This window comes from Aeromicrobium sp. EU05-FHT14F07, assembly GCF_058790455.1.
Genome location: NZ_JBYTCR010000027.1, coordinates 1 through 20,571, shown reverse-complemented (window position 1 = coordinate 20,571; position 20,571 = coordinate 1). Strand labels below are relative to the sequence as shown.

General features: G+C 69.7%; 20 protein-coding genes. 13 read left to right on the top strand and 7 right to left on the bottom strand.

The features are described from left to right. Nucleotides 1–4: 4 nt before the first annotated feature. Nucleotides 5–1,240: a class I SAM-dependent methyltransferase gene (locus tag AC3WRM_RS17485; protein ID WP_492248307.1), complete on the bottom strand. Its 1,236-nt coding sequence runs from the start codon at nt 1,238–1,240 to the stop codon at nt 5–7. Nucleotides 1,241–1,395: 155 nt separating this feature from the next. On the opposite strand from AC3WRM_RS17485, the gene AC3WRM_RS17480 reads away from it, so the two are divergent. Continuing rightward, nucleotides 1,396–3,810, top strand: coding sequence for a glycoside hydrolase family 3 C-terminal domain-containing protein (locus AC3WRM_RS17480; RefSeq protein WP_492248308.1), 2,415 nt, complete (start codon nt 1,396–1,398; stop codon nt 3,808–3,810). Here AC3WRM_RS17480 and erm read toward each other — a convergent pair. Then, entirely contained in the window at nt 3,807–4,835 is a 1,029-nt protein-coding gene (gene erm, locus AC3WRM_RS17475) for an ErmE/ErmH/ErmO/ErmR family 23S rRNA (adenine(2058)-N(6))-methyltransferase (protein ID WP_492248309.1), read from the bottom strand. The two genes, AC3WRM_RS17480 and erm, sit on opposite strands and share 4 nt — an antisense overlap. A gap of 128 nt (nt 4,836–4,963) precedes the next feature. On the opposite strand from erm, the gene AC3WRM_RS17470 reads away from it, so the two are divergent. The 7 genes from AC3WRM_RS17470 to AC3WRM_RS17440 all read left to right on the top strand — a co-directional run bounded on the left by AC3WRM_RS17470 (nt 4,964) and on the right by AC3WRM_RS17440 (nt 12,374). Next, complete coding sequence (locus AC3WRM_RS17470; protein WP_492248310.1) at nt 4,964–6,145, top strand: cytochrome P450; 1,182 nt, start codon at nt 4,964–4,966, stop codon at nt 6,143–6,145. Continuing rightward, complete coding sequence (locus AC3WRM_RS17465) at nt 6,138–6,857, top strand: 4'-phosphopantetheinyl transferase family protein (RefSeq protein WP_492248311.1); 720 nt, start codon at nt 6,138–6,140, stop codon at nt 6,855–6,857. The genes AC3WRM_RS17470 and AC3WRM_RS17465 overlap by 8 nt, the downstream gene beginning before the upstream one ends. Continuing rightward, nucleotides 6,854–7,600, top strand: a complete 747-nt coding sequence (locus AC3WRM_RS17460) for a thioesterase II family protein (RefSeq protein ID WP_492248312.1) — start codon at nt 6,854–6,856, stop codon at nt 7,598–7,600. The genes AC3WRM_RS17465 and AC3WRM_RS17460 overlap by 4 nt, the downstream gene beginning before the upstream one ends. Before the next feature lie 70 nt (nt 7,601–7,670). Continuing rightward, on the top strand, nt 7,671–9,107 hold the full coding sequence (locus AC3WRM_RS17455) for an NDP-hexose 2,3-dehydratase family protein (RefSeq protein ID WP_492248313.1): 1,437 nt from the start codon (nt 7,671–7,673) through the stop codon (nt 9,105–9,107). After that, entirely contained in the window at nt 9,104–10,309 is a 1,206-nt protein-coding gene (locus AC3WRM_RS17450) for a dTDP-4-dehydro-6-deoxyglucose aminotransferase (protein ID WP_492248314.1), read from the top strand. Before AC3WRM_RS17455 ends, AC3WRM_RS17450 begins: the two co-directional genes overlap by 4 nt. Before the next feature lie 40 nt (nt 10,310–10,349). Then, nucleotides 10,350–11,777 carry a dTDP-4-amino-4,6-dideoxy-D-glucose ammonia-lyase gene (desII, locus tag AC3WRM_RS17445; protein ID WP_492248315.1) on the top strand — a complete coding sequence of 476 codons (1,428 nt, stop codon included), beginning with the start codon at nt 10,350–10,352 and terminating at the stop codon, nt 11,775–11,777. A gap of 3 nt (nt 11,778–11,780) precedes the next feature. Next, nucleotides 11,781–12,374 carry a dTDP-4-dehydrorhamnose 3,5-epimerase family protein gene (locus tag AC3WRM_RS17440; protein WP_492248316.1) on the top strand — a complete coding sequence of 198 codons (594 nt, stop codon included), beginning with the start codon at nt 11,781–11,783 and terminating at the stop codon, nt 12,372–12,374. Here the strand turns inward: AC3WRM_RS17440 and AC3WRM_RS17435 are convergent. From AC3WRM_RS17435 to AC3WRM_RS17420, 4 genes are all read right to left on the bottom strand, one after another. After that, nucleotides 12,371–13,486, bottom strand: a complete 1,116-nt coding sequence (locus AC3WRM_RS17435) for a DegT/DnrJ/EryC1/StrS family aminotransferase (RefSeq protein WP_492248317.1) — start codon at nt 13,484–13,486, stop codon at nt 12,371–12,373. The two genes, AC3WRM_RS17440 and AC3WRM_RS17435, sit on opposite strands and share 4 nt — an antisense overlap. 9 nt (nt 13,487–13,495) lie before the next feature. Then, nucleotides 13,496–14,389 carry a glucose-1-phosphate thymidylyltransferase RfbA gene (gene rfbA / locus AC3WRM_RS17430; RefSeq protein ID WP_492248318.1) on the bottom strand — a complete coding sequence of 298 codons (894 nt, stop codon included), beginning with the start codon at nt 14,387–14,389 and terminating at the stop codon, nt 13,496–13,498. Between the two features lie 103 nt (nt 14,390–14,492). Then, a complete protein-coding gene (locus AC3WRM_RS17425; RefSeq protein WP_492248319.1) occupies nt 14,493–14,825 on the bottom strand; it encodes a nuclear transport factor 2 family protein in 333 nt (110 codons plus the stop codon). A gap of 18 nt (nt 14,826–14,843) precedes the next feature. Further along, nucleotides 14,844–15,602 (bottom strand): SDR family oxidoreductase, encoded by a 759-nt coding sequence (locus AC3WRM_RS17420; RefSeq protein ID WP_492248320.1) that lies wholly within the window; start codon nt 15,600–15,602, stop codon nt 14,844–14,846. Nucleotides 15,603–15,666: 64 nt separating this feature from the next. On the opposite strand from AC3WRM_RS17420, the gene AC3WRM_RS17415 reads away from it, so the two are divergent. After that, on the top strand, nt 15,667–16,365 hold the full coding sequence (locus AC3WRM_RS17415) for a TetR/AcrR family transcriptional regulator (protein ID WP_492248321.1): 699 nt from the start codon (nt 15,667–15,669) through the stop codon (nt 16,363–16,365). An 82-nt stretch (nt 16,366–16,447) separates the two neighbouring features. Next, nucleotides 16,448–17,236 (top strand): hypothetical protein, encoded by a 789-nt coding sequence (locus AC3WRM_RS17410; RefSeq protein WP_492248322.1) that lies wholly within the window; start codon nt 16,448–16,450, stop codon nt 17,234–17,236. 12 nt (nt 17,237–17,248) lie between these two features. Here AC3WRM_RS17410 and AC3WRM_RS17405 read toward each other — a convergent pair whose 3' ends face one another. Beyond that, nucleotides 17,249–17,428, bottom strand: a complete 180-nt coding sequence (locus AC3WRM_RS17405) for a hypothetical protein (RefSeq protein ID WP_492248323.1) — start codon at nt 17,426–17,428, stop codon at nt 17,249–17,251. A gap of 162 nt (nt 17,429–17,590) precedes the next feature. On the opposite strand from AC3WRM_RS17405, the gene AC3WRM_RS17400 reads away from it, so the two are divergent. The 3 genes from AC3WRM_RS17400 to AC3WRM_RS17390 are packed head-to-tail and all read left to right on the top strand — an operon-like array spanning nt 17,591 to nt 19,946. Beyond that, entirely contained in the window at nt 17,591–18,295 is a 705-nt protein-coding gene (locus tag AC3WRM_RS17400) for a polymorphic toxin-type HINT domain-containing protein (protein WP_492248324.1), read from the top strand. Between the two features lie 7 nt (nt 18,296–18,302). Then, a complete protein-coding gene (locus tag AC3WRM_RS17395) occupies nt 18,303–18,563 on the top strand; it encodes a MafI family immunity protein (protein WP_492248325.1) in 261 nt (86 codons plus the stop codon). Between the two features lie 57 nt (nt 18,564–18,620). Then, nucleotides 18,621–19,946, top strand: a complete 1,326-nt coding sequence (locus AC3WRM_RS17390; RefSeq protein WP_492248326.1) for an ISL3-like element ISPfr2 family transposase — start codon at nt 18,621–18,623, stop codon at nt 19,944–19,946. Nucleotides 19,947–20,571 lie beyond the last annotated feature (625 nt).

Here is a 20,571-nt window from a genome sequence, read left to right as displayed (position 1 = left end):
CTGGTCACGAGACGACCTCGAACCGGGGCAGCGGGAAGACGAGGGATCCGCCGTCGCGCAGGAACTGGGCTTCGCGCTCGACGAAACCGTCGCGGTAGATCCAGGGGAGCACCAGGAGCTGGTCGGGGCGCCGCGCCTTGGCATCCTCCTCGGAGACGATGGGGATCCTGGTGCCTGGTGTGAAGCGGCCCGCCTTCTCGGGGGAGACCTCACCGATGCAGGGCAGGTCGGTCTCGGTCAACCCGCAGTACTGCAGGATCACGTTGCCCTTCGTGGAAGCCCCGTAGCCCAGGGTCGTGCGGCCCTGCGCGCGGGACCGGTCCAGGAAGTCCACGAGCCTGTCCCGGTGTTCCTCGGTCTGTCGTGTGAACGCCTCGTAGGGCGCGGGGCCGGCCAGTCCGGCCGCCTGTTCCGCGGCGCGGATCCGGTCGAGGGCCACGGTGTTCGGGACGTGAGGCCCACCGCGGTGCCCGAGAGTCACCCGGAGACTGCCGCCGTACACGTCGGTGACCTCGGCGTCGACCACGACGAGGTCACTACGCTCCGCCATCCAGTCGAACTGTGCGAGCGCGTAGTACTCGAGGTGCTCGTGGCAGACGACGTCGTAGGCGCCGGCCTCGAGCATGGAGGCGAGATAGCTCTGCTCGGCCACCCACAAGCCGTCCGGCGCAAGCACGTCGCGCACGTCGCGGACGAAGGCCAGCGGGTCCGGGAGGTCGTAGAACATCGCCACGGACGTCACGATCCGCGCCTGGCGTTCGCCGTACCGCTCCCGGAAGGTGTCCGCGGAGAAGGCCCCCGCGACCAGGTCGGCCCCCGGGGGGTACAGGTGGCGGAACTTCTCCCCGACGAGGTCGAAGCCGACCATCGTCGGTGCGTCGGGGAGGTAGGAGCGCAACAGCGTCGAGTCGTTGCTCCCGATGTCGATGACGAGGTCCGACGGGCCGACGTCCACCTTGGAGCGCACCGACGCGACGAGCGACCCCAGGTGGTCGACCATGAACGGCCTGATCCCCGAGCGGTAGCCGTACCCGTCGTTGAACATGAGCCCGAAGTCGGCCGTGTGGCGGAGCTGGACCAGGCCACACCCAGGTGGCGTGCACCGGACGAGGTCCAGCGGTACCGCTGGGACGACCGTGTCGGGATCGCCGGGGAAGACTCCGGTCAAGGCTTGGTCGCCGAGGGACAGGATGGGCTCGAGGTCGGTGTGACCGCAGATGCGGCAGGCCGAGATGCTCACGCCGACGACCCTACTCGACGCCCGCGCGGTGAGGACAGGGCCAGATTCGTGGGTGACGGTGACCGAGCACGGGGAGGGGAGCCGTTCGGTTGCATCGCGCGGCGGGCTTGTGGGCACAATGGCACATGCGCGTTCTCGGGGGATTGTTCGGAATCATGATGGTGCTGGTCGCCGGCTCGACGGGCGCGGTCGGGGCGAAGGTCGCGGGGCCCGAGGAGTCCCGTGACGACCGAGAGGTCCACCGACTGGTGGCACAGATGACGGTCGAGGAGAAGCTGTCCTTCGTCTACTGGAACTACAACCTGGACGACCCCCTCGAGAAGCTCTGGCTTCCCGGTGTGCCCCGGCTGGGGATACCTCAGCTCAGCGGCACGGACGGTCCGGCCGGCGTCACGATCAGCCGCCCGGCGGTTGCCATGCCGGCGCCGGTGGCGCTGGCGTCGACCTTCGACGAGGACCTGGCGCGCCGGTACGGCGAGGTCCTGGGCCGCGAGGGTCGCGCCGCACGCCAGGACGTGATCCTCGGGCCGATGGTCAACAACATCCGCGTCCCACAGGCCGGACGCAACTTCGAGACGTTCAGCGAGGATCCGCTCCTCACCGGCCGGATCGCCGCCTCGCAGGTCCGCGGCGTCCAGAGCCAGGGACTCATGACCTCGGTGAAGCACTTCGCCGCCAACACGCAGGAGACCGACCGCTACACGACCGACGTCGACATCGACGAGCGCACCCTTCGCGAGGTCGAGCTACCCGGTTTCGAGGCGCCGATCCGCGCGGGCGCGTCGTCCGTCATGTGCGCCTACCCCAAGGTCAACGGCACGTTCGCCTGCGGCAATGACACGCTGCTGAACGAGATCCTGCGGGAGCAGTGGGGCTTCGAGGGCTGGGTGATGTCGGACTGGGGGGCGACGCACGCCACGGAGGACATCGAGGCCGGGCTCGACCAGGAGATGGGCGTCGACGTCAACCCCGACGGCAGCCTCGCGCCGGGGAAGTTCTTCGGCGACGCTCTGCGTCGTGCGATCGAGGAGGGTCGGATCCCGGAGTCGCGACTCGACACGTCGGTGACGCGCATCCTCCGCCAGATGGAACGGTTCGGCCTGCTGGACGCCGAACCGCCGACGCGGCCCCAGCGAGACGTCGCCGGTGGTGTGGCGGTGGCCCAGGAGGTCGCGGAGGAGGGTGCGGTGCTGCTGCGCAACGAGGACTCCCTGCTGCCGCTGGACCCGGACGCGGACCAGGAGATCGCTGTGATCGGACCGACTGCGAAGGAGCCGAAGGTCACCGGTCTCGGCAGCTCGTACGTGGAGCCCGACTTCGCCAACGCACCCCTCGACGCCATGAGAGACCGGGCCCCCGCGTCGCAGCTGAGCTACCAGGTGGGTGAGGAGCTCAGGGGAACCGCGATCGGTCCGGACGCGCTCCAGCCCACTTTCGAGAGCGGTCGCAAGACGCCGGACGCGAACGGGGTCCTGTACGAGGGGACGCTGACCGTGCCGGAGACGGGCGACTACAGGATCGCGGTGCGGATGGACGGCGGGAACGGCGGCCTCGTGGTCGACGGCGGAGCGCCCATCGGCGTGGGGGACGTGTTCGGCCCGCTCACCAGCGTCCCCCTGCGGTTGGACGCTGGTGAGCACAGCATCCAGCTCACAGGGGCTGCGCCGCCCGGTGGCGACCCCACCGTGGACGTCGACCTGACGTGGGTCACGCCCGGCGTGGCGCGGCAGGCGCAGGACGCGGCCGTGGAGGCGGCACGCGGCGCGGACGTCGCGGTCGTCTTCGGCTACGACGACGGTGCCGAGACCGCCGACCGCACATCGCTGGCCCTGCCGGGTCGCCAGGACGAGCTCATCGAGGCCGTGGCCCGCGCCAACCCGCGCACGGTCGTCGTTCTCAACACCGGGTCGTCCGTCACGATGCCGTGGTTGGACTCCACTCGTGCCGTGCTGGACATGTGGTACCCCGGGCAGACCGGGGCGGAGGCGACGGCGGCGCTGCTCTTCGGGGACGCGGAACCCGGTGGACGACTCACGCAGACCTTCCCTCGGTCGATCGAGGAGACCCCGGTCGGTTCCGACCCCCGACGGTTCCCCGGCGTCGCCGGCACGGTGCACTACGACGAGGGGATCTTCTCGGGGTACCGCTGGTACGACAAGGAGGACGTGCAGCCGCTGTTCGCCTTCGGGCACGGCCTGTCCTACACGAGCTTCAGGTACGGCCCGCTCACGGTGCGTCCAGCTCGCGACGGCGGTCTCGTCGCGCGGGTGAAGGTGACGAACACCGGCGACCGCGCCGGTTCGGAGGTCGTCCAGGCCTACCTGGGGCCCAGCCCCGAGGTCGAGCTGCCGCAGGCCGAACGACAGCTGGCGGGCTTCGAGAAGGTCCGTCTGCGCGCCGGGGAGTCCCGCTGGGTCGTGGTGAGGATCGCGCCACGTGCGTTGCAGCACTGGGACGTCGACCGCGACACCTGGGTGACGGGGACGGGCCGACGCACGGTGGAGGTCGGTGCGTCGTCGAGAGATCTGCGACGCGGCGTCGACGTGACCGTCCGCACGCAGGGACGCTAGGCCGACCCGCGGCCGGGTCGCCCGGGTCGGCCGGGTCGGCTGCCGCGACGGCCCCGGCCTCCCGCCGGGTCAGGGCGTCCTGCGCCGGTGCTCCCTCGCCCGTCGCGGTGTCCGGGCCGCCCGGACGAGCTGCGCCGGTCTCGGTCGTCGTCCGTCGCGCGCCGCGGCCGGCCCCGGAACCCGTCCAGGTGGCGGAAGAGCGTGATCCACTGGTCGGGGTGCACGAAGGCCACGATCTCGTCGTGCGAGACGTCGGCTCGCGCGAACGCGCTGTCGACCTTCTGGCGGGGCCACTCCCGGGCCAGCGATCGGTACAGGCTGCCCCCCTTGCCGATGAAGCCGATCTCCACCATGTCCGCGTACCGCGACCGCGCTTCGGGGTCCGCCACGAGCGGCTCGGGGCGGCGCTGCAGCCTCATGATCGCGGAGTGCACGCGTGGGACGGGCGTGAACAGCGACCGGTCGACCTTGGCGACATAGCGCCACTCGAAGGTCGGCCAGGTCGTCACGGTGAGAGCCGTCCAGCGTCCGTAGTCCCCTGTCCGCTTGCGGGCGAACTCCTGCTGGGTCACCAGCGTCGCCGACGTCAGCGTCGGCGCGGTCAGGCACCAGTCGACGATGGCCGAGGTGATGCCGTACGGGATCGCGCCCACGAACTGGAACGGCTCGTCCGGGGGTGCGGCGGTCAGGAAGTCCGCATGGACGACCTCGATGTCCGGCGCCTCCCCGAGGTCGGCGGTCAGTCGTGCCGCCAGGCGTGCGTCCAGCTCGTACGTGCGTACGCGCGCGGCGCGGCGGGCGAGCTCACGGGTGAGCAGACCCTCTCCGGGCCCCGCCTCCACGACCAGGCCGTGCGGGTCGAGGTCGGCGGCGTCGGCGATCCGCCGGATCGTCGCCGTGTCCCGCAGGAAGTTCTGCCCGAGGACCCGCCGGTCCCGGTCGCGCTGCGTCCGGCCGCCCACGGGACGCTCCGGACGTCCGGAGGAGGGTCCTCGTCCCCGCGGTCGGTCCTGCGCGGGTGCCATCTCGTGCTCCTGTCGTCGGGTCGCCGGCCTGGGCCTGGGCTCGTCGGCACGACTCAGGATACGGTGACGATGCGCCGGTCGGACGCCTCGGTCGGTGTGCCCGATGTCGCCAACCCGAGGAGTAAGTCGTGTCGTCCTCCGTGGTCCCGCCCATGTCCGACGAGCAGGCGCTGTTGTCCTGGCTGGCGGACATGCGGTCCGACGAGCCGGTCTGGCGAGACGAGTACGGGGTGTGGCACGTGTTCCGGCACGAGGACGTCCGTCAGGTCCTGAAGGACACGCTGACCTTCTCCTCCGACCCGAATCGCGTCATCGAGGGGGCGGAGCCGACCCCGGGCATGATTCACGAGCTGGACCCGCCGGAGCACCGCGCGCTTCGCAAGGTGGTCAGCAGCGCGTTCACGCCCAGGATGATCGAGGGCCTGGAACCGCGGATACGTGAGGTCGCCCGCGAGCTGCTCGACGCCGCGGGCTCTCGCTTCGACCTCGTGGAGGAGCTTGCGTTCACGCTGCCGGTGACCATCATCGGAGAGCTGCTCGGACTCCCCCGTGAGGACCAGGAGCAGTTCGGCTCCTGGTCGGCCTCCCTGATCGACATCCAGATGGACGATCCGACCGACCCCGCGCTGGCCGAACGGATCGCCCAGATCCTCGATCCTCTGACCACCTACCTGAGGGACCTGTGTGCGCAACGCCGTGCGGCGCCGGGAGACGACCTGGTGAGTCGACTCGTCCTCGCCGAGGTCGATGGGCGGGTGCTCGATGACGTCGAGGCGGCGAACTTCTCGACCGCGCTGCTCCTTGCGGGGCACGTCACGACGACGGTGCTGCTCGGCAACATCGTCAACACGCTCGACGAGCACCCGTGGGCGTGGGACCTCGCGCGGGACCAGCCGGAGCGGATCCCGGCGATCGTGGAGGAGGTCCTGCGCTTCCGCCCACCGTTCCCGCAGATGCAGCGCACGACGACCACGGCCACGCGGGTCGGCGACGTGGAGCTGCCTGCGGACGTGATGGTGAACGTCTGGGTCCTGTCGGCCAACCGCGATCCTGAGGCGCACGATGATCCGGACCTGTTCGACCCGGACCGGGGTGTCCGCGGAGCGGCGCAGCTCGCCTTCGGGCACGGGATCCACTTCTGCCTCGGGGCGCCGCTCGCCCGGCTCGAGAACATCGTGGCACTCGAGGAGATCGTGCGCGCCCACGGCCGACTCGTGGTCGACCGGGACGACCCGTCCTTCGCGTCGTTCGACCAGATCGTCCTCGGCGTGCGGACCATGCCGGTGCACGCCCAGGACCGTGGTGCCTGACGGTGCTGCGCACGTCGAGGACGGACCGCTGCGGCGCCTCCTCGACGACCAGCGGCTCGTCGTCAGAGAGTCCTTCGAGCACGGGGAGGAGCACGGTCTCACCGCCGCGGAGCGGGTTCTCGTCTCCAGGGCAGTTCCGACGCGTCGCCGCGAGTTCGCCGCAGGACGCCGCGCGGCCCGCGCGGCCCTGCTCGAGCTCGGCGCTCCCGCCACGTCGATCCTGTCAGGACCGAGGGGCGAACCGGCCTGGCCTGCGAGCGTGGTCGGGAGCATCACCCACTGTGTCGGATACGTCGGTGTCACGGTCGCCCGTCGCGGGGACGTGCGCGCGGTGGGGATCGACGCCGAGCCCGACCTGCGTCTCCCCGACGGCGTCCTCGAGACGATCGCCTCGCCGGCCGAGCGGTCGATGGTCGTCGCCCTGTCAGCCGACGGTCGCGCCGTCGCGTGGGACCGGCTGGTCTTCTGCGTCAAGGAGGTCGTCTTCAAGATCTGGTACCCGCTGGCGCTGAGCTGGCTGGACTTCGGCGACGCCGAGGTCGTCGTCGACCCGGACCGGGGGACCTTCCGTGCGTCGCTGCTGCGACCGTCGCACGAGCTCGCGGCCCTGTGCCTTCCCGCGGTGCTCCGGGGGCGGTGGTCCCGGGAGCGCGGTGTCCTCGTGGCCGCTGCGTGGATCGAGGCCCGTGCAAGGTCGGGGGAGGCCGCGTGACGGACGGTGGAGGTCTCGACGACCTGTGGTTCCGCCCGCTGAACGCCGCTCGTCAGGATGCTCCGTTGCTGGTCGTCCTGCCGCACGCCGGCGGCTCGGCGAGCTACTACCGGCCGCTGGGAGCACTGCTCCCCGAGGTCGAGGTGTGGGCGGTGCAGTACCCGGGGCGCCAGGACCGGTACGGCGAGGAGCAGCTGCCGTCGATCGACCGGCTGGCCGACGAGGTGGCGGCGCGGCTGTCGTCGCAGGCGGCGGAGCGGTCGCTCGCGCTCTTCGGCCACAGCATGGGGGCGGTGGTGGCCTTCGAGGTGACGCGACGGCTGGAGGGTCTCGGGGTCGCCGTCGCCCACCTCGTCGTCTCCGGGCGAGGTGCGCCGGACTGGACGCCGCCCCCGGGCGGCCCGACCGACGACGACGCCCTGGTGACCGAGCTCCTCCGTCTCTCGGGGACCCATGCAGCGGTCCTCGACGACCCGGATCTGCTCGCTCTGGTGCTCCCGGCGGTCAGGGCCGACTACGCCATCGTCCGCGAGTACCGGGCGTCGGCCGACGCCCGGGTCGCGACGTCCCTCACGGTGCTTCACGCCCGCGACGACCCGCTCGTGCCCGCCGAGGCCCTCGACGGCTGGCGGGACGCCTCCTCCGGGCCGGTCTCGTTCCTGGCCTTCCTGGGTGGGCACTTCTACCTGGTGGAGCGGGCGGCCGAGGTCGCGGACGTGTTGCGACGGGCGGCGTCAGGCTAGACTTCCTTCTAGTTCTCTCGGGCTAGGCTCACCTGCACGATCGGACCAGCGGAGGAAGGGGCGTCCACCGATGGAGCATCCATCTGCGCCGGCGCGGACGGACCCGACCGGGCCGGGGACACTGCTCGAGGTCGACGGGAGCAGTCCGCGTGACGAGCTCCTCGGGTGGCTCGCCGAACGCGCCGAGGCTCGGCACATGAGTGTCGAGCGCACCGCGTTCGCCGACCTCGCGCACTGGTCGGTCGACGATGTCCACGGCGCGATCCGGCACGACTCCGGCCGGTTCTTCTCCGTCGAGGGACTTTCCGTCTCGACCAACCACGGCTGGCAGCGTGAGTGGTCCCAGCCGATCCTGCTGCAGCCCGAGGTGGGGTTCCTCGCTCTCCTCGTCCGTGAGGTCGACGGCGTCATGCACGCCCTGGTCCAGGCGAAGATCGAGCCGGGCAACCTGGGAAAGGCCCAGCTCTCGCCCACCGTGCAGGCCACGCGCAGCAACGTCGTCGGCGTCCACCGTGGCAGCGCGGTTCGCTACATCGAGCACGTCAACGACGCCACGCCTGGTCGGGTGCTCCTCGACGTCCTGCAGTCGGAGCAGGGCTCGTGGTTCCTGCGCAAGCGGAACAGGAACCTCGTCGTCGAGGTGACGGAGGACGTCGAGCCGCATCCTGACTTCCGGTGGACGCCGCTGTCGGTGCTCCGTTCGGCGCTGCTCGTCGACAACGTGGTCAACATGGACCTGCGCAGCGTGATCTCGTGCCTCCCGACCACAGGTCGACTCGGTCCGGTGCGAGCCGCCGATCGCGCACCGGCCGCCCGGTGGCCGGCACTGCGCCGCTCGCTCGCCACGGGGCCGCGGCCCCGTGGCGAGCTGCGACGCTGGGTGACGGACGTCCGGTCCCAGCGCGAGCTCGTGCAACGTCTTCGTCCGCTGAGCGACACGGTGACCTCCGGCTGGGTGTTCGGGGACGACGCCATCGAGCACGTGGACGGCAAGTACTTCTCGGTCTTCGGGATCACCGTCACCGCCAGCGGGCGCGAGGTCGCCTCGTGGTCCCAGCCCATCGTGGCTGCGGCCAGCCCGGGACTGCTCGCCCTGCTGGTCACCGAGGTGGACGGAGTGCTGCTGGCGCTCGTGCAGATGCGCACGCAGGCCGGTGGCTTCGAGGTCGCGGAGCTCGCGCCGACCGTCCACTGCCAACCTGCGAACTACGCCGACCTGCCGGAGTCGGCGGCGCCTCGGTACCTGGACGTGGTCGCCGCTGCCGATCCTGGGTCGGTCCTCTACGACGCGTGGCAGTCCGAGGAGGGAGGGCGATTCTTCCGCATCCAGAACAGGTACGTGATCGTGGAGGTCCCCTCGACCTTCGACGCATCCGACTCTCCCGACCACCGGTGGGTGACGCTCGGCGAGGTCGGGGACCTGCTCGCGCGTGAGAACTACGTGACCGTGGAGCTGCGCACCCTGATGGCGTGCGCTCTCGCCCTGGCGCAGGAGGAGCACCCGTGAAGCGCACGATCGACGACCTCGCACTCTTCGGCGGGCCCGCAGCGTTCCTCAACACCGTGACGGTCGGGCGTCCCTCGATCGGTGACCGCGCACGCTTCGAGTCGCGCATGGCATGGGTGTTGAACAACGAGTGGCTCACCAACAGCGGACCCCTCGTCAGCGAGTTCGAGGCCGAGGTGGCCGAGGTCGCTGGGGTCCGGCACTGCGTGGCGACGAGCAACGCCACGGTCGGACTGCAGCTCGCGTTGCACGCTGCAGGAGTCCGCGGCGAGGTCATCATGCCGGCGATGACGTTCGCGGCCACGCCCCACGCGGCTGCCTGGATCGGCCTCGAGCCGGTCTTCTGTGACGTCGACCCGGTCACCGGGCTCGTCGACCCGGACGACGTCAAGCGTCGGATCACCGAGCGCACGGGCGCGGTCGTCGGGGTCCATCTGTGGGGACAGGTCGCCCCCGTCGACGAGCTGGACCGGCTCGCCCACGACCACGGACTGACGATGATCTACGACGCGGCGCATGCCCTCGGGTGCACGCGTGACGGCCGACGTGCGGGTGGCTTCGGCGACGCTGAGGTCTTCAGCTTCCACGCGACGAAGGTCGTCACGTCCTTCGAGGGCGGTGCCCTGGTGACGAACGACGACACGCTGGCTGCCCGGGCGCGGAGCATGCACAACTTCGGGCTGGGCCAGGGTGGCCAGGTCGAGCTCATGGGCACCAACGCCAAGATGAGCGAGTCGTCGGCTGCGATGGGTCTGACGTCGCTGGACGCCTTTCCCGCGGTGTGCGAGCACAACCGGCTCAACCACGACCTCTACGCCGGGGAGCTCCGAGGGGTCAAGGGCTTGCGCGTGCACGAGCTCGACGGCGAGGAGTCCAGCAACTACCAGTACGTGATCGTCTCGGTGGACGGCGCTCAGGCAGGTGTCGACCGTGACGGGATCATCGCGGTGCTCGCGGCCGAGCAGGTCGTCGCCAAGCCCTACTTCTCGCCGCCGTGCCACCTGATGGCGCCCTACCGCGCAGATCCGCCGCAACGCATCGAGAACGCCGAGTGGCTGGCCTCGCAGGTCGTGGCCCTCCCCACCGGTCCTGCGGTCTCGAGCGAGGACATCCGACGGATCTGCGACGTGCTTCGCCTCGTCGTCGCGAACGGTGAGCAGGTCGCCGGTCGCCTGGCGTCCGCGACGAGCACACCGACCTAGACCCCCTAGCAGGAGGCTGCCGATTCCCATGGAGACCAAGATGAGCGTCCTCGACGTCGCACGGCCCGACGTCGACCACGACGTGGCACGTCAGGTGATCGCCGAGCGGATCAGCGTGCTGTGCGAGGAGGGCGTCGAGCAGAAGGCCGCTCACCTCGCGACGATCGTCTCCCACTACGGGGCCCATCCGTTCACGCCGCTCGAGCAGACGCGCCGCACGATGGGTCTCGACCGTGAGGCCTTCGCGGAGTTGCTCCACCTGTTCGACAGCGTGCCCGAGCTCGCCCTCGCCGTGGAGCAGGGTCCCGCCGGCAAGTACTGGAGCAACACGATCAAGCCGCTCAACGCGGCGGGAGCACTCGATGCCGCGGTGGAGCGTCGGTTCGCGTTCCCGGTGAGCGTCGGCCTGTACCCGGGTCCCACGTGCATGTTCCGCTGCCACTTCTGCGTGCGCGTGACCGGCGCCCGGTACGCCGCGGACGCGCTCTCCCCCGGCAACGAGATCCTGGCCGCCGTGATCGACGAGGTGCCGAACGACGGCGGCACCACCATGTACATGTCGGGTGGACTGGAACCGTTGACGAATCCCGGGGTGGGCGAGCTGATCACCCAGGCTGCTGGTCGTGGTCTCGACCTGACCATGTACACGAACTCCTTCGCCCTCACCGACGCGACCCTCTCCAGGCAGCCAGGAGTGTGGGACCTCGGAGCCTTGCGGACCTCGCTCTACGGGCTGAACGACGAGGAGTACGAGCAGACCACGACCAAGAAGGGCGCGTTCAGTCGTGTCAAGGCCAACCTGCAGAGGTTCATGCACCAGCGGCAGGAGCGCGGCAGCGACATCAGGCTCGGGTTCAACCACATCATCCTGCCCGGGCGTACCGGGCGCCTGATCGACCTCGTGGACTTCATCGCCGAGCTGAACGAGTCCAGCCCAGACCGCCCCCTCGACTTCGTGACCGTCCGCGAGGACTACAGCGGTCGAGAGGATGGACGGCTCGACGGGAAGGAGCGCGAGGAGCTGCTGCACGGCCTCGACGCGTTCGTCGAGTACGCCGAGCGGCACACGCCGGAGATGACGATCGACCTCGGATACGCGCTCGAGAGCCTGCACCGGGGAGTCGATGCGGAGCTCCTGCGCATCCGGCCGGACACCATGAGGCCGGCGGCACACCCGCAGGTCGCGGTGCAGGTCGACCTGCTCGGCGACGTGTACCTGTACCGGGAGGCAGGTTTCCCCGACCTCGAGGGTGCTCACCGGTACGTCGCCGGCCGGGTCACGTCCGACCGCAGTCTGCACGACGTGCTGCGGGAGTTCGTCGAGTCAGGTCGTGAGGTGCAGCCAGTCGCAGGCGACGAGTACTTCCTCGACGGGTTCGACCAGTCGGTGACCGCGCGGTTGAACCAGCTCGACCAGGATGTCGCCGACGGTTGGGGACGCTTTCGCGGGCTCGTCAGGGCGAGCTGAACGGTGCGAGCACGTCGGCTGCGCGTCGCCGGAGGCTGGGAGTTCACGCCGACGGTGCACCAGGACGCTCGCGGAGTCTTCGCCTCCCCCTTGCAGGACGAGGCGTTCGTCGCCGCCGTCGGACACCGGTTCCCGGTGGCCCAGACGAACCACATCGTGTCTGAGCGCGGCGTCCTGCGCGGAGTCCACTTCACGGCGTCGCCGGGTCAGTCGAAGTACGTCCACTGCGCCGCCGGGCGCGCGCTCGACATCATGATCGACGTGCGCACGGACTCGCCGACCTTCGGCAGCTGGGAGGCCGTGGAGCTCGACCCGGTGGCATGCAACGCGCTGTACTTCCCGATCGGGACCGCTCATGCCTTCATGGCGCTCGAGCCTGGCACGATCATGTCCTACCTCGTGAGCACCCCGTACGAGGCGGAGCTCGAGCTGGCGATCGACCCCTTCGACACCGATCTCGCCCTGCCGTGGCCCACCGACGTGCCGGTTGTGCTCTCCGCTCGTGACGAGGCGGCGATGTCCTTCGCCCAGGCCCACGCTCGTGGGCTGCTGCCGGGGTCGGGTCCAGGGACAGTGGCTGAGGGCAGCGAGCCCTAGTGCTGCGCCGCGAGCTCGGCCACCAGCTCGGCCACCAGCTCGGCCGTCGGGAGTGCGAGGTGCGGCCCGATCGGCAGGCTGAGCACCTCGTCAGCCAGGCGTTCGGCGCGAGGAAAGGATCCTGGTCGGTAACCGTGGTCCGCGTAGGCGGGGCTCAGGTGCACCGGGGTCGGGTAGTGGACCAGCGTCTCGACTCCGTGACGGGTGAGCTCTCCCTGCAAGGTCGTACGGTCGTCGCAGCGGATCACGAAGAGGTGCCAGGCGGAGTCTCCCTGGTCGTGTGGGGGGACGCGAACGCCCGTCGCCTCCTCCAGCCGGTCGAGGTAGAGCGCGGCGATCGCGGAGCGGCGAGCGTTCCAGGCGTCCAGCAGCGGCAGCTTCGAGCGCAGCACGGCGGCCTGGATCTCGTCCAGTCGTGAGTTCGTGCCCCGGACCTCGTGCGCGTACTTGGCGACAGAACCGTAGTTGCGCAGCAGGCGGACACGCCGAGCCAGCTCGTCGTCGTCGGTGACGACGGCCCCTCCGTCCCCCAGGGCACCCAGGTTCTTGCCCGGGTAGAAGCTGAACGCAGCGGCGGTGGAGCCGGAGCCGACGACCGCGCCGTCGCGTCCGCGAGCGCCCGTGCTCTGTGCCGCGTCCTCGACGAGGGCGAGGCCGTGACGGTCCGCGACGCGGCGGAGCGCGGTGAGATCGGCGACCTCGCCGTACAGGTGCACCGCGAGGATGGCCGCCGTCCGCGGCGTGATCGCCGCCTCGACCGCCTCGAGGTCGACGAGATAGCTGCCGGGCGACGGCTCCACGGGCACGGGGCGGGCTCCGCAGCGGGAGACGGCGAGCCAGGTGGCGATGAACGTGTGGGCGGGGACGACGACCTCGTCGCCAGGGCCGACACCCAGCGCGGTCAGGCTGAGCTCCAGTGCGTCGCAGCCGCTGCCGACCGTGACGCAGTGCGCGGCGGAGCACGCTGCGGCGAACTCTGTCTCGAACGCCTCGGTCTGGGCGCCGAGCAGGTAGCGCCCGGACGCGAGGACCTCGCCCACGGCGGCGTCGATCTCGGGACGAAGCTCGAGGTAGGCCGCGTCGAGGTCGAGGAACGGCACGCTGGTGGTCATGAGGGCTCGTCAGACGCGGTAGGGGTCGTGGGCGTCGTCACCCTCGTCGAGCAGGGCGCGCAGGTAGGGTCCGTAGCTGCTCGAGGAGAGCTGTTCGGCACGTTCGAGCAGCTCGGCGTCGGAGAGGAAGCCCACACGCCAGGCCACCTCCTCCGGCGACCCGACGAGGGTGCCCTGGCGCGCCTCGATGGTGCGCACGAAGTTCGAGGCATCGTTGAGCGAGTCGAAGGTGCCGGTGTCGAACCACGCGGTACCGCGGGGCAGGACCTCCACGTGCAGGCGGCCCTCCTCGAGGTAGAGGCGGTTCAGGTCGGTGATCTCGAGCTCGCCTCGGGCTGAGGGCTTGAGGGCCTTGGCGTGATCGACCACGTCGTCGGGGTAGAAGTACAGACCCGGCACCGCGTAGGGCGACCGCGGTCGTTGGGGCTTCTCCTCGAGAGAGATCGCCCGGCCGTCCTCCCCGATCTCGACCACCCCGTAGGCCTGCGGGGTGGAGGTGCGATACCCGAAGATCGCCGCCACCTGGGTCTGGCTGTGCCGGCGCAGCTGGTAGCCCATGCCCGTCCCGTGGAAGATGTTGTCGCCGAGGACCAGCGCTGCCGTCTCGTGGCCGAGGTGCGACTCTCCGATGAGGAAGGCCTGGGCGAGGCCGTCGGGCGTCGGCTGCACCGCATAGCTGAGGTCGACCCCGAACGCGCTGCCGTCGCCGAGGAGGCGCACGAACAGCTCTGCCTCGTGAGGACTGGTGATGACGAGGATGTCGCGGATGCCCGCGAGCATCAGGGTGGACAGCGGGTAGTAGACCATCGGCTTGTCGTACACCGGCACGAGCTGCTTGCTGATGCCTCGGGTGATGGGATGCAGTCGAGACCCTGTGCCCCCGGCCAGGATGATTCCGCGCATGTCTCGACCCTAGCGGTCCTGTTGCGTCGGCGGGTCGAGGAGAGCGCCGGGGTCCTGGGTCACTGAGGCGACACCGGGACGCGTCCGGGCCCCGGTCCGGTGCTCAGCCTTCGCGGATGGTCATGCGGCCGAGGAGGTCGCCCTCGACGTCGAAGACGAACCGTGAGCGACCGTTGGCGTGGCTGGAGCGCCAGTCGCCCACGACGGTGACCTGGGTGTCGCCCTGGAGGCTGACCTCCTCGACGGTCAGCACGCCGTGGGAGCCGATGAACTCCCGGTCGCTCCACGCCTTGATCTCGTCGCGGCCGGTGAAGAGGCGACCCCAGTCGTCGACGACGGCGCCGTCGACGAACGCGTCGAGGAACCCCGCGTCGTCGTGGCGGTTGACGGTCGCCACGAAGGAGGCGACGGGCTCTGGCAGGTTCGGTGCGGTCATGAGAGGTCTCCTGGGGGGTCAGCGAGTGGTGTATCCGCCGTTGGCGAAGATGGTCTGGCCGGTGATCCACCAGCCGTCGGTGGCGAGGAAGCGGACGATCGGGGAGATGTCCTCGATCTGCGTCAGCTGGTTGCCCATCGCCTGCGAGCGGTGGAACTCGACCCGCTCGGGCGTCTCCTGGCCGTAGAAGAAGGGCGTGTCCATCGGGCCAGGCGCGATCGCCGTCACGGAAATGCCTCGATCGGCGAGCTCCTTGGCCGCGGCGCGCGTGAAGTGCTCGACGGGTGACTTGCCGCCGGCGTAGGTGGAGTAGCCGTCGGTGAAGGCGCCGAGCAGCGAGGTGACGATGGTGATGACCTTGCCGCCGTCGGCCAGGTGCCGGCCGGCCTCCTTGATGAAGAAGTAGGCCGCCTTGCTGTTGATGTCGAACATCGCGTCGTACTCGGACTCGGTCGTCTCCGCCATGGGCTTGCGCAGCACCTTGCCGACGGTGTTGATGGCGACGTCGATGGTGCCCAGAGCCGACTCGGCCTCGGCGAACAGCGTCGCGACGTTGTCGGGGACGGTGAGGTCGCCGCTGAGGACGACGCCCTTGACGCCAGCGTCCTCGACCGCCGCGAGAGTCTCCTCGGCGTCGGAGCGGGTGGTCGCGGAGTTGTAGTGCAGCGCGACGTTCGCGCCCGCCTCGGCGGCGGCCTGGCGGCTGATGAGACCGCCGAGGTTCTTGGCGCCCCCGGCGACGAGGACGTTCTTGCCTTCGAGAGTGTGCGTGGCCACGATCGACCTTTCTATGTCAGGTGAACAGAAATACGTATCAGTGATACACGAGTACTGTAGCGGCGTGACAGACGAGACGCGAGCCGATACACGGACGCGTCTGCTCGACGCCGCCGCCGAGATGATCGCGAGCGCTCCCGGCGAGGAGGTCTCCCTGCGGGCGGTGTGCGCTGCAGCCGGCGTCCAGATGCCGACGCTGTACCACTTCTTCGGCAACAAGCAGGGGCTGACGGATGCCGTCGTCGAGCGCGGTTTCGACCTCTACCTCGCCGAGAAGTCGGCGTCCGAGAGTACCGGCGACCCGATCCAGGACATCCGCGACGGCTGGGACGCCCATGTCGCGTTCGGTCTGAGGAACCCCGGCTTCTACACGCTGATGTACGGCAAGGTGCGACCCGGTTGCTCGCCGGCGGCGCAGGCCCGGCCGAGCGAGCTGCTGCGCCAGCTGACGACGAAGGCGCACCAGCAGGGACGGCTCTGCACGTCCCCGGAGCAGGCGGCGGCGCACGTGCTCGTCACGAACATCGGCGTCACCCTGCGCCAGATCATCCTCGCGACCGAGGACCGCGACCTCTCCGTGGCCGTGCGCGAGGGGGCGATCGCGGCCATCACCGGCTCCGCGAGCTCGCCGTCGTCCCTCCAGGCCGACGTGCGCCGCGTGCTCGAGCACGCCGTCACCCAGCGCGACCTGCTCGGCGGGGAGGAGACGGCGCTGCTCACCAAGTGGTTGACCCAGCTCCTCGCTGCGGGCCCCGGGGACTGAGTCCTGCACCGCCGCGGTGCGGACGTCCGAGCCTGGACGGACGACGCCGCGTCCGGTCCCGCGGTCCGGCTAGCGTGCGGGGATGCGGGACGAGGCGTGGATGCGGTTCGTGCGAGCAGGAGTCCTGCCCGCCGGGGTGACCGCCGTCCTGCTCGCGCTGGCGCTCGGCGTCGAGAACGTCGGGGTGGCCGGGACGATCGGGGTCCTGACCGGCCTGGTCGGGTGGGCCGTGGCGGCCTCGCAGCACGCCGAGTCGCTGGGTCGCCCGATGCCGGTGCTGGCCGTCGCCCTCGGCGCGGCGGCGGTCCCGGCCGTCTGCTTCGTGGCGAGCATCTGGGTGGGCGCGGCGGCCTCGGAGGCCGCGGCCGGCTGGATCATCAAGGGTGCCCAGGTGGGAAGCGGGTGTCTCTTCGTCGCAGCGGTCCTCGGCCTCCTCGCCCCGCGCACGCGCGAGGTGCGCGTGGGTCTGTGTCTCGCCGGGGCCGCCGTGCCGGTGCTGGTCGCGGTCCCGATGGGGATCGTCGCGCTGCGCACCGACGAGCGGGTCGAGGCGGCCGTGGACGGCTTCCCCGTCCGTGGGCCGAGCCGACCGGTGGACGGAGCTGAAGCGCTCGACCTCTCCGAGAACGAGATGGTGGAGGTGATCCGGGCCTGGCCTGCCGCCGACCTGACCTGCGCCGAGCTCACCCGACGGTTCGAGCAGTGGACGGAACGCGACGTGGCGTCCGCTCCGTCCGATGCCACCTGCAGGCTCGAGCACTCGACCGCGTGGCTCGGTCGTCGCGCCGCCCTGCGCCCCGACGGGACCCTCGTCGTCGCCGTCTGGTCGCCGACGACGTCGTGGGTCGCGCAGACAGCCACGGACCCGTAGCTCCGTCGCGACTCACGACGCGAGGCACTCGTCCGCGATCTTCTTCGTGATGTCGTTCAGCGTCTTCTGGTCGTTCGCGTCGCGCGGTGCGATCGGCTCGCCGTCCAGGATGGCGTTGCGGGTCTTCGGCGAGAAGTCGGCGGTCAGATAGATCTTCGCGACGCAGGCCGCCTGCTCGTCCTGCAGGGGCATGCCGCGAGGCTGAAGAGCGCGCCGAGCGGCGGTGGGGCCGCGCGCAAGGCGAGTGCGAAGACGGAGGCTCCGCGGCGCGGGGGTGGGGGCAGCAGCAAGAGCTCGGGCCCGCGTGAGCATGCGTGTTCGTTGAACTCGTTCGCTGGTCGCACGTTGGTGTTGATGGGGGACAAGTCCAAGAAGCCGATCGAGAAGGTCAAGGTCGGCGACAAGGTCTGGGCCAGTGACCCGAAGACGGGGGTGAAGGGTCCGCGGACGGTCACGCATGTGTGGAAGCACCGCGATGCGCTGGTGGATCTGAAGGTCGACGGCGAGACGATCACCACGACCGAGGACCACCCGTTCTGGTCCGAGACCGAGGGACGGTTCAAGGACGCCGAAGATCTTCGAGGCGGTGAGCTGCTCCTGCGCTGGGACGGGAGCCTCAGCAGGTCGAGCCCGTTGGATGACTCCACGTGGCGAGGCGGGACGGCCTACAACCTCACGGTCGACGGCCTCCATACGTACCACGTGGGGTCCACCGCGGTACTCGTACACAACTGCGGAAGTGTCGACCTTTCCTCCTCGAAGCGTCGTGTCCACATCCTGGAAGGGGACACCACTGGTGGTGGCCATCTCTGGCCCGGCGCCAAAGACAAGACGCCTTTCCCTGAGTCGTGGTCTGGTGACAAGATCATGCACGAGGTGTCAGACATAGCCACGGATCCATCCCTGGAGTGGAGCCAGATCACTGGCCGGACCGGTGCTGAATTCACCAAGAAGGGAAGGCCTGTGCGGTTCGCAGTCGAGGGCCGACGCGACGGTATCGATGTACGAGTCATTCTTGAGCCAGGTGGCGAAGGAATTATCACTGCTCACCCGTTCTGAGGTCGACATGAACGAACTCGAGTATCAAATTGCAGATGTGCTGGAAGGTCTTGCCCCTCAAATGTCGCCGAGGGACGTGACGAACGTCAGAGATTTGCTCAGCGCCGGTGAGGCGGGCGTCGCACTGGAAGTGCTGTGCACGCAGCTGTATGAATTCGACGTCCCGGTGACACCGAACGACCTTCGACGCATCCGACAGTTGACGGAGGTAATGGGGGTCTTCCCAGATGACGGTGTAGGTCGGCCGGGCGCGTCGGTCCGCAGATAGACGTCGAGGTCTCCCGACGACGGAGGTTCCTACGCCATCCATCCGAAAGACCTCGACGTGTCCGACGCTACCCCGCCGGCCGGCTTCGGCCGCCCTGACCTGACCGCCTTCGCTCGACTCGACGGCCTCGGTCTGAGCGTGACCGGGCAACGACTTGAACCGGATCGTGCGGTCCTCGCGTGCCGCGTGGTGGAACCAGATCAGTGGTGCCGACGGTGCGGCAGCGAAGGCGCTGCTCGTGACACCGTGATCCGGCGGTTGGCCCACGAGCCGCTGGGCTGGCGACCGACCGTGCTGGAAGTTGTAGTGCGCCGCTACCGCTGTGCCGACTGCGGACACGTGTGGCGTCAAGACACCAGCGCCGCGGCGGAGCCACGCGCGAAGCTCTCGCGCACCGGGCTGCGGTGGGCGCTGGAAGGGATCGTGGTCGCACACCTCACCGTCGCCCGTGTCGCCGAGGGACTCGAGGTCGCGTGGGACACCGCCAACAACGCGGTCCTGGCCGAAGGCAAGCGGCTGCTGATCAACGACCCCACGCGGTTCGAGGGCGTGAAGGTCATTGGCGTCGATGAGCACGTCTGGCGCCACACCAGGTGTGGCGACAAGTACGTCACCGTGATCATCGACCTCACCCCGGTCCGCGATGGCGCCGGCCCAGCAAGGCTGCTGGACATGGTCGAGGGCCGGTCGAAGGCGGCGTTCAAGACCTGGCTCGCCGACCGCGACGACGCCTTCCGTGACGCGGTCGAGGTGGTCGCGATGGACGGCTTCACCGGGTTCAAGACCGCCGCTGCAGAGGAGATCCCGGACGCGGTCACGGTGATGGATCCCTTCCACGTCGTGCGCTTGGCCGGTGACGCCCTCGACAGGTGTCGGCGCCGGGTCCAACTCGCGATCCACGGGCACCGTGGGTTCAGGGACGACCCGCTCTACAAGTCGCGGCGCACGCTGCACACCGGCGCGGACCTGCTCACCGACAAGCAGAGCGACAGGCTACGCGCGCTGTTCGTTGATGACGCTCACGTCGAGGTCGAGGCGACCTGGGGTGTCTACCAGCGCATGATCGCCGCCTATCGCCACGAGGACCGGCAACGTGGCCGCGAGCTCATGGAGAAGCTGATCACCGACCTCAGCGCCGGCGTCCCCAAGGTGCTCACCGAGCTCACCACCCTGGGCCGGACCCTGAAGAAGCGAGCCGCTGACGTGCTCGCCTACTTCGAACGACCCGGCACCAGCAACGGGCCGACCGAGGCGCTCAACGGACGGCTCGAACACCTGCGCGGCTCCGCACTCGGGTTCCGCAACCTGACCAACTACATCGCCCGAAGCCTGCTCGAGACCGGCGGCTTCAGACCCCAACTTCTACACCCCCGATTGGGATGAGCCGCTTTACCGGTCAACCAACGCTGCGTCTCGCGCGTCGAGTAACTGTGACCAGACTCGGCGGGCTTCTGCGCAGGCTCTTAGGGCCCCCAAAATCAGCGGTTGCGGACGACAGCCCTGACTTGATCCGCGAGATGATCGTTGACGCGGTTGCCGATGTAGATTCCATTGAGCGACTGGGGAACATTCGTGGGCAAACCCGTGCGTCCCGCGACGACCTACCGGACGGATGAGCGCCCATGGGGCTCCGCTCGACCATGCCGCCACTCGGGCTCCGCCCGACCATGGCTCCCTTCTGTGTCAAGGGGCCTGATGAAGGCCTTCGGTTCTGAGCTCTTTCGATGCGGGGCTGACCGGTTGTAGCGTCGGTTGGGCAGGTCCGTGGAGTGGCTTATCCGAAGTGCCGATGTGCGGGGTCAGGTCGGTCGCGCTGGATTGATGAGTCGCCCCGCAGTGCCCTCCCGGACCTGCACCACCGCCTCGCTGCTCTGCTTCGGCGGACTCGACCTGGTCCTCGGACTGATCCTCGACGACGGCCGGCTCGATGTTGAGGTTCCCCCCGGACCGTAGAGGCATCGACAATGAGGATCGAGATGCCAGAGAAGCGGAAGAAGTACGACCGGGA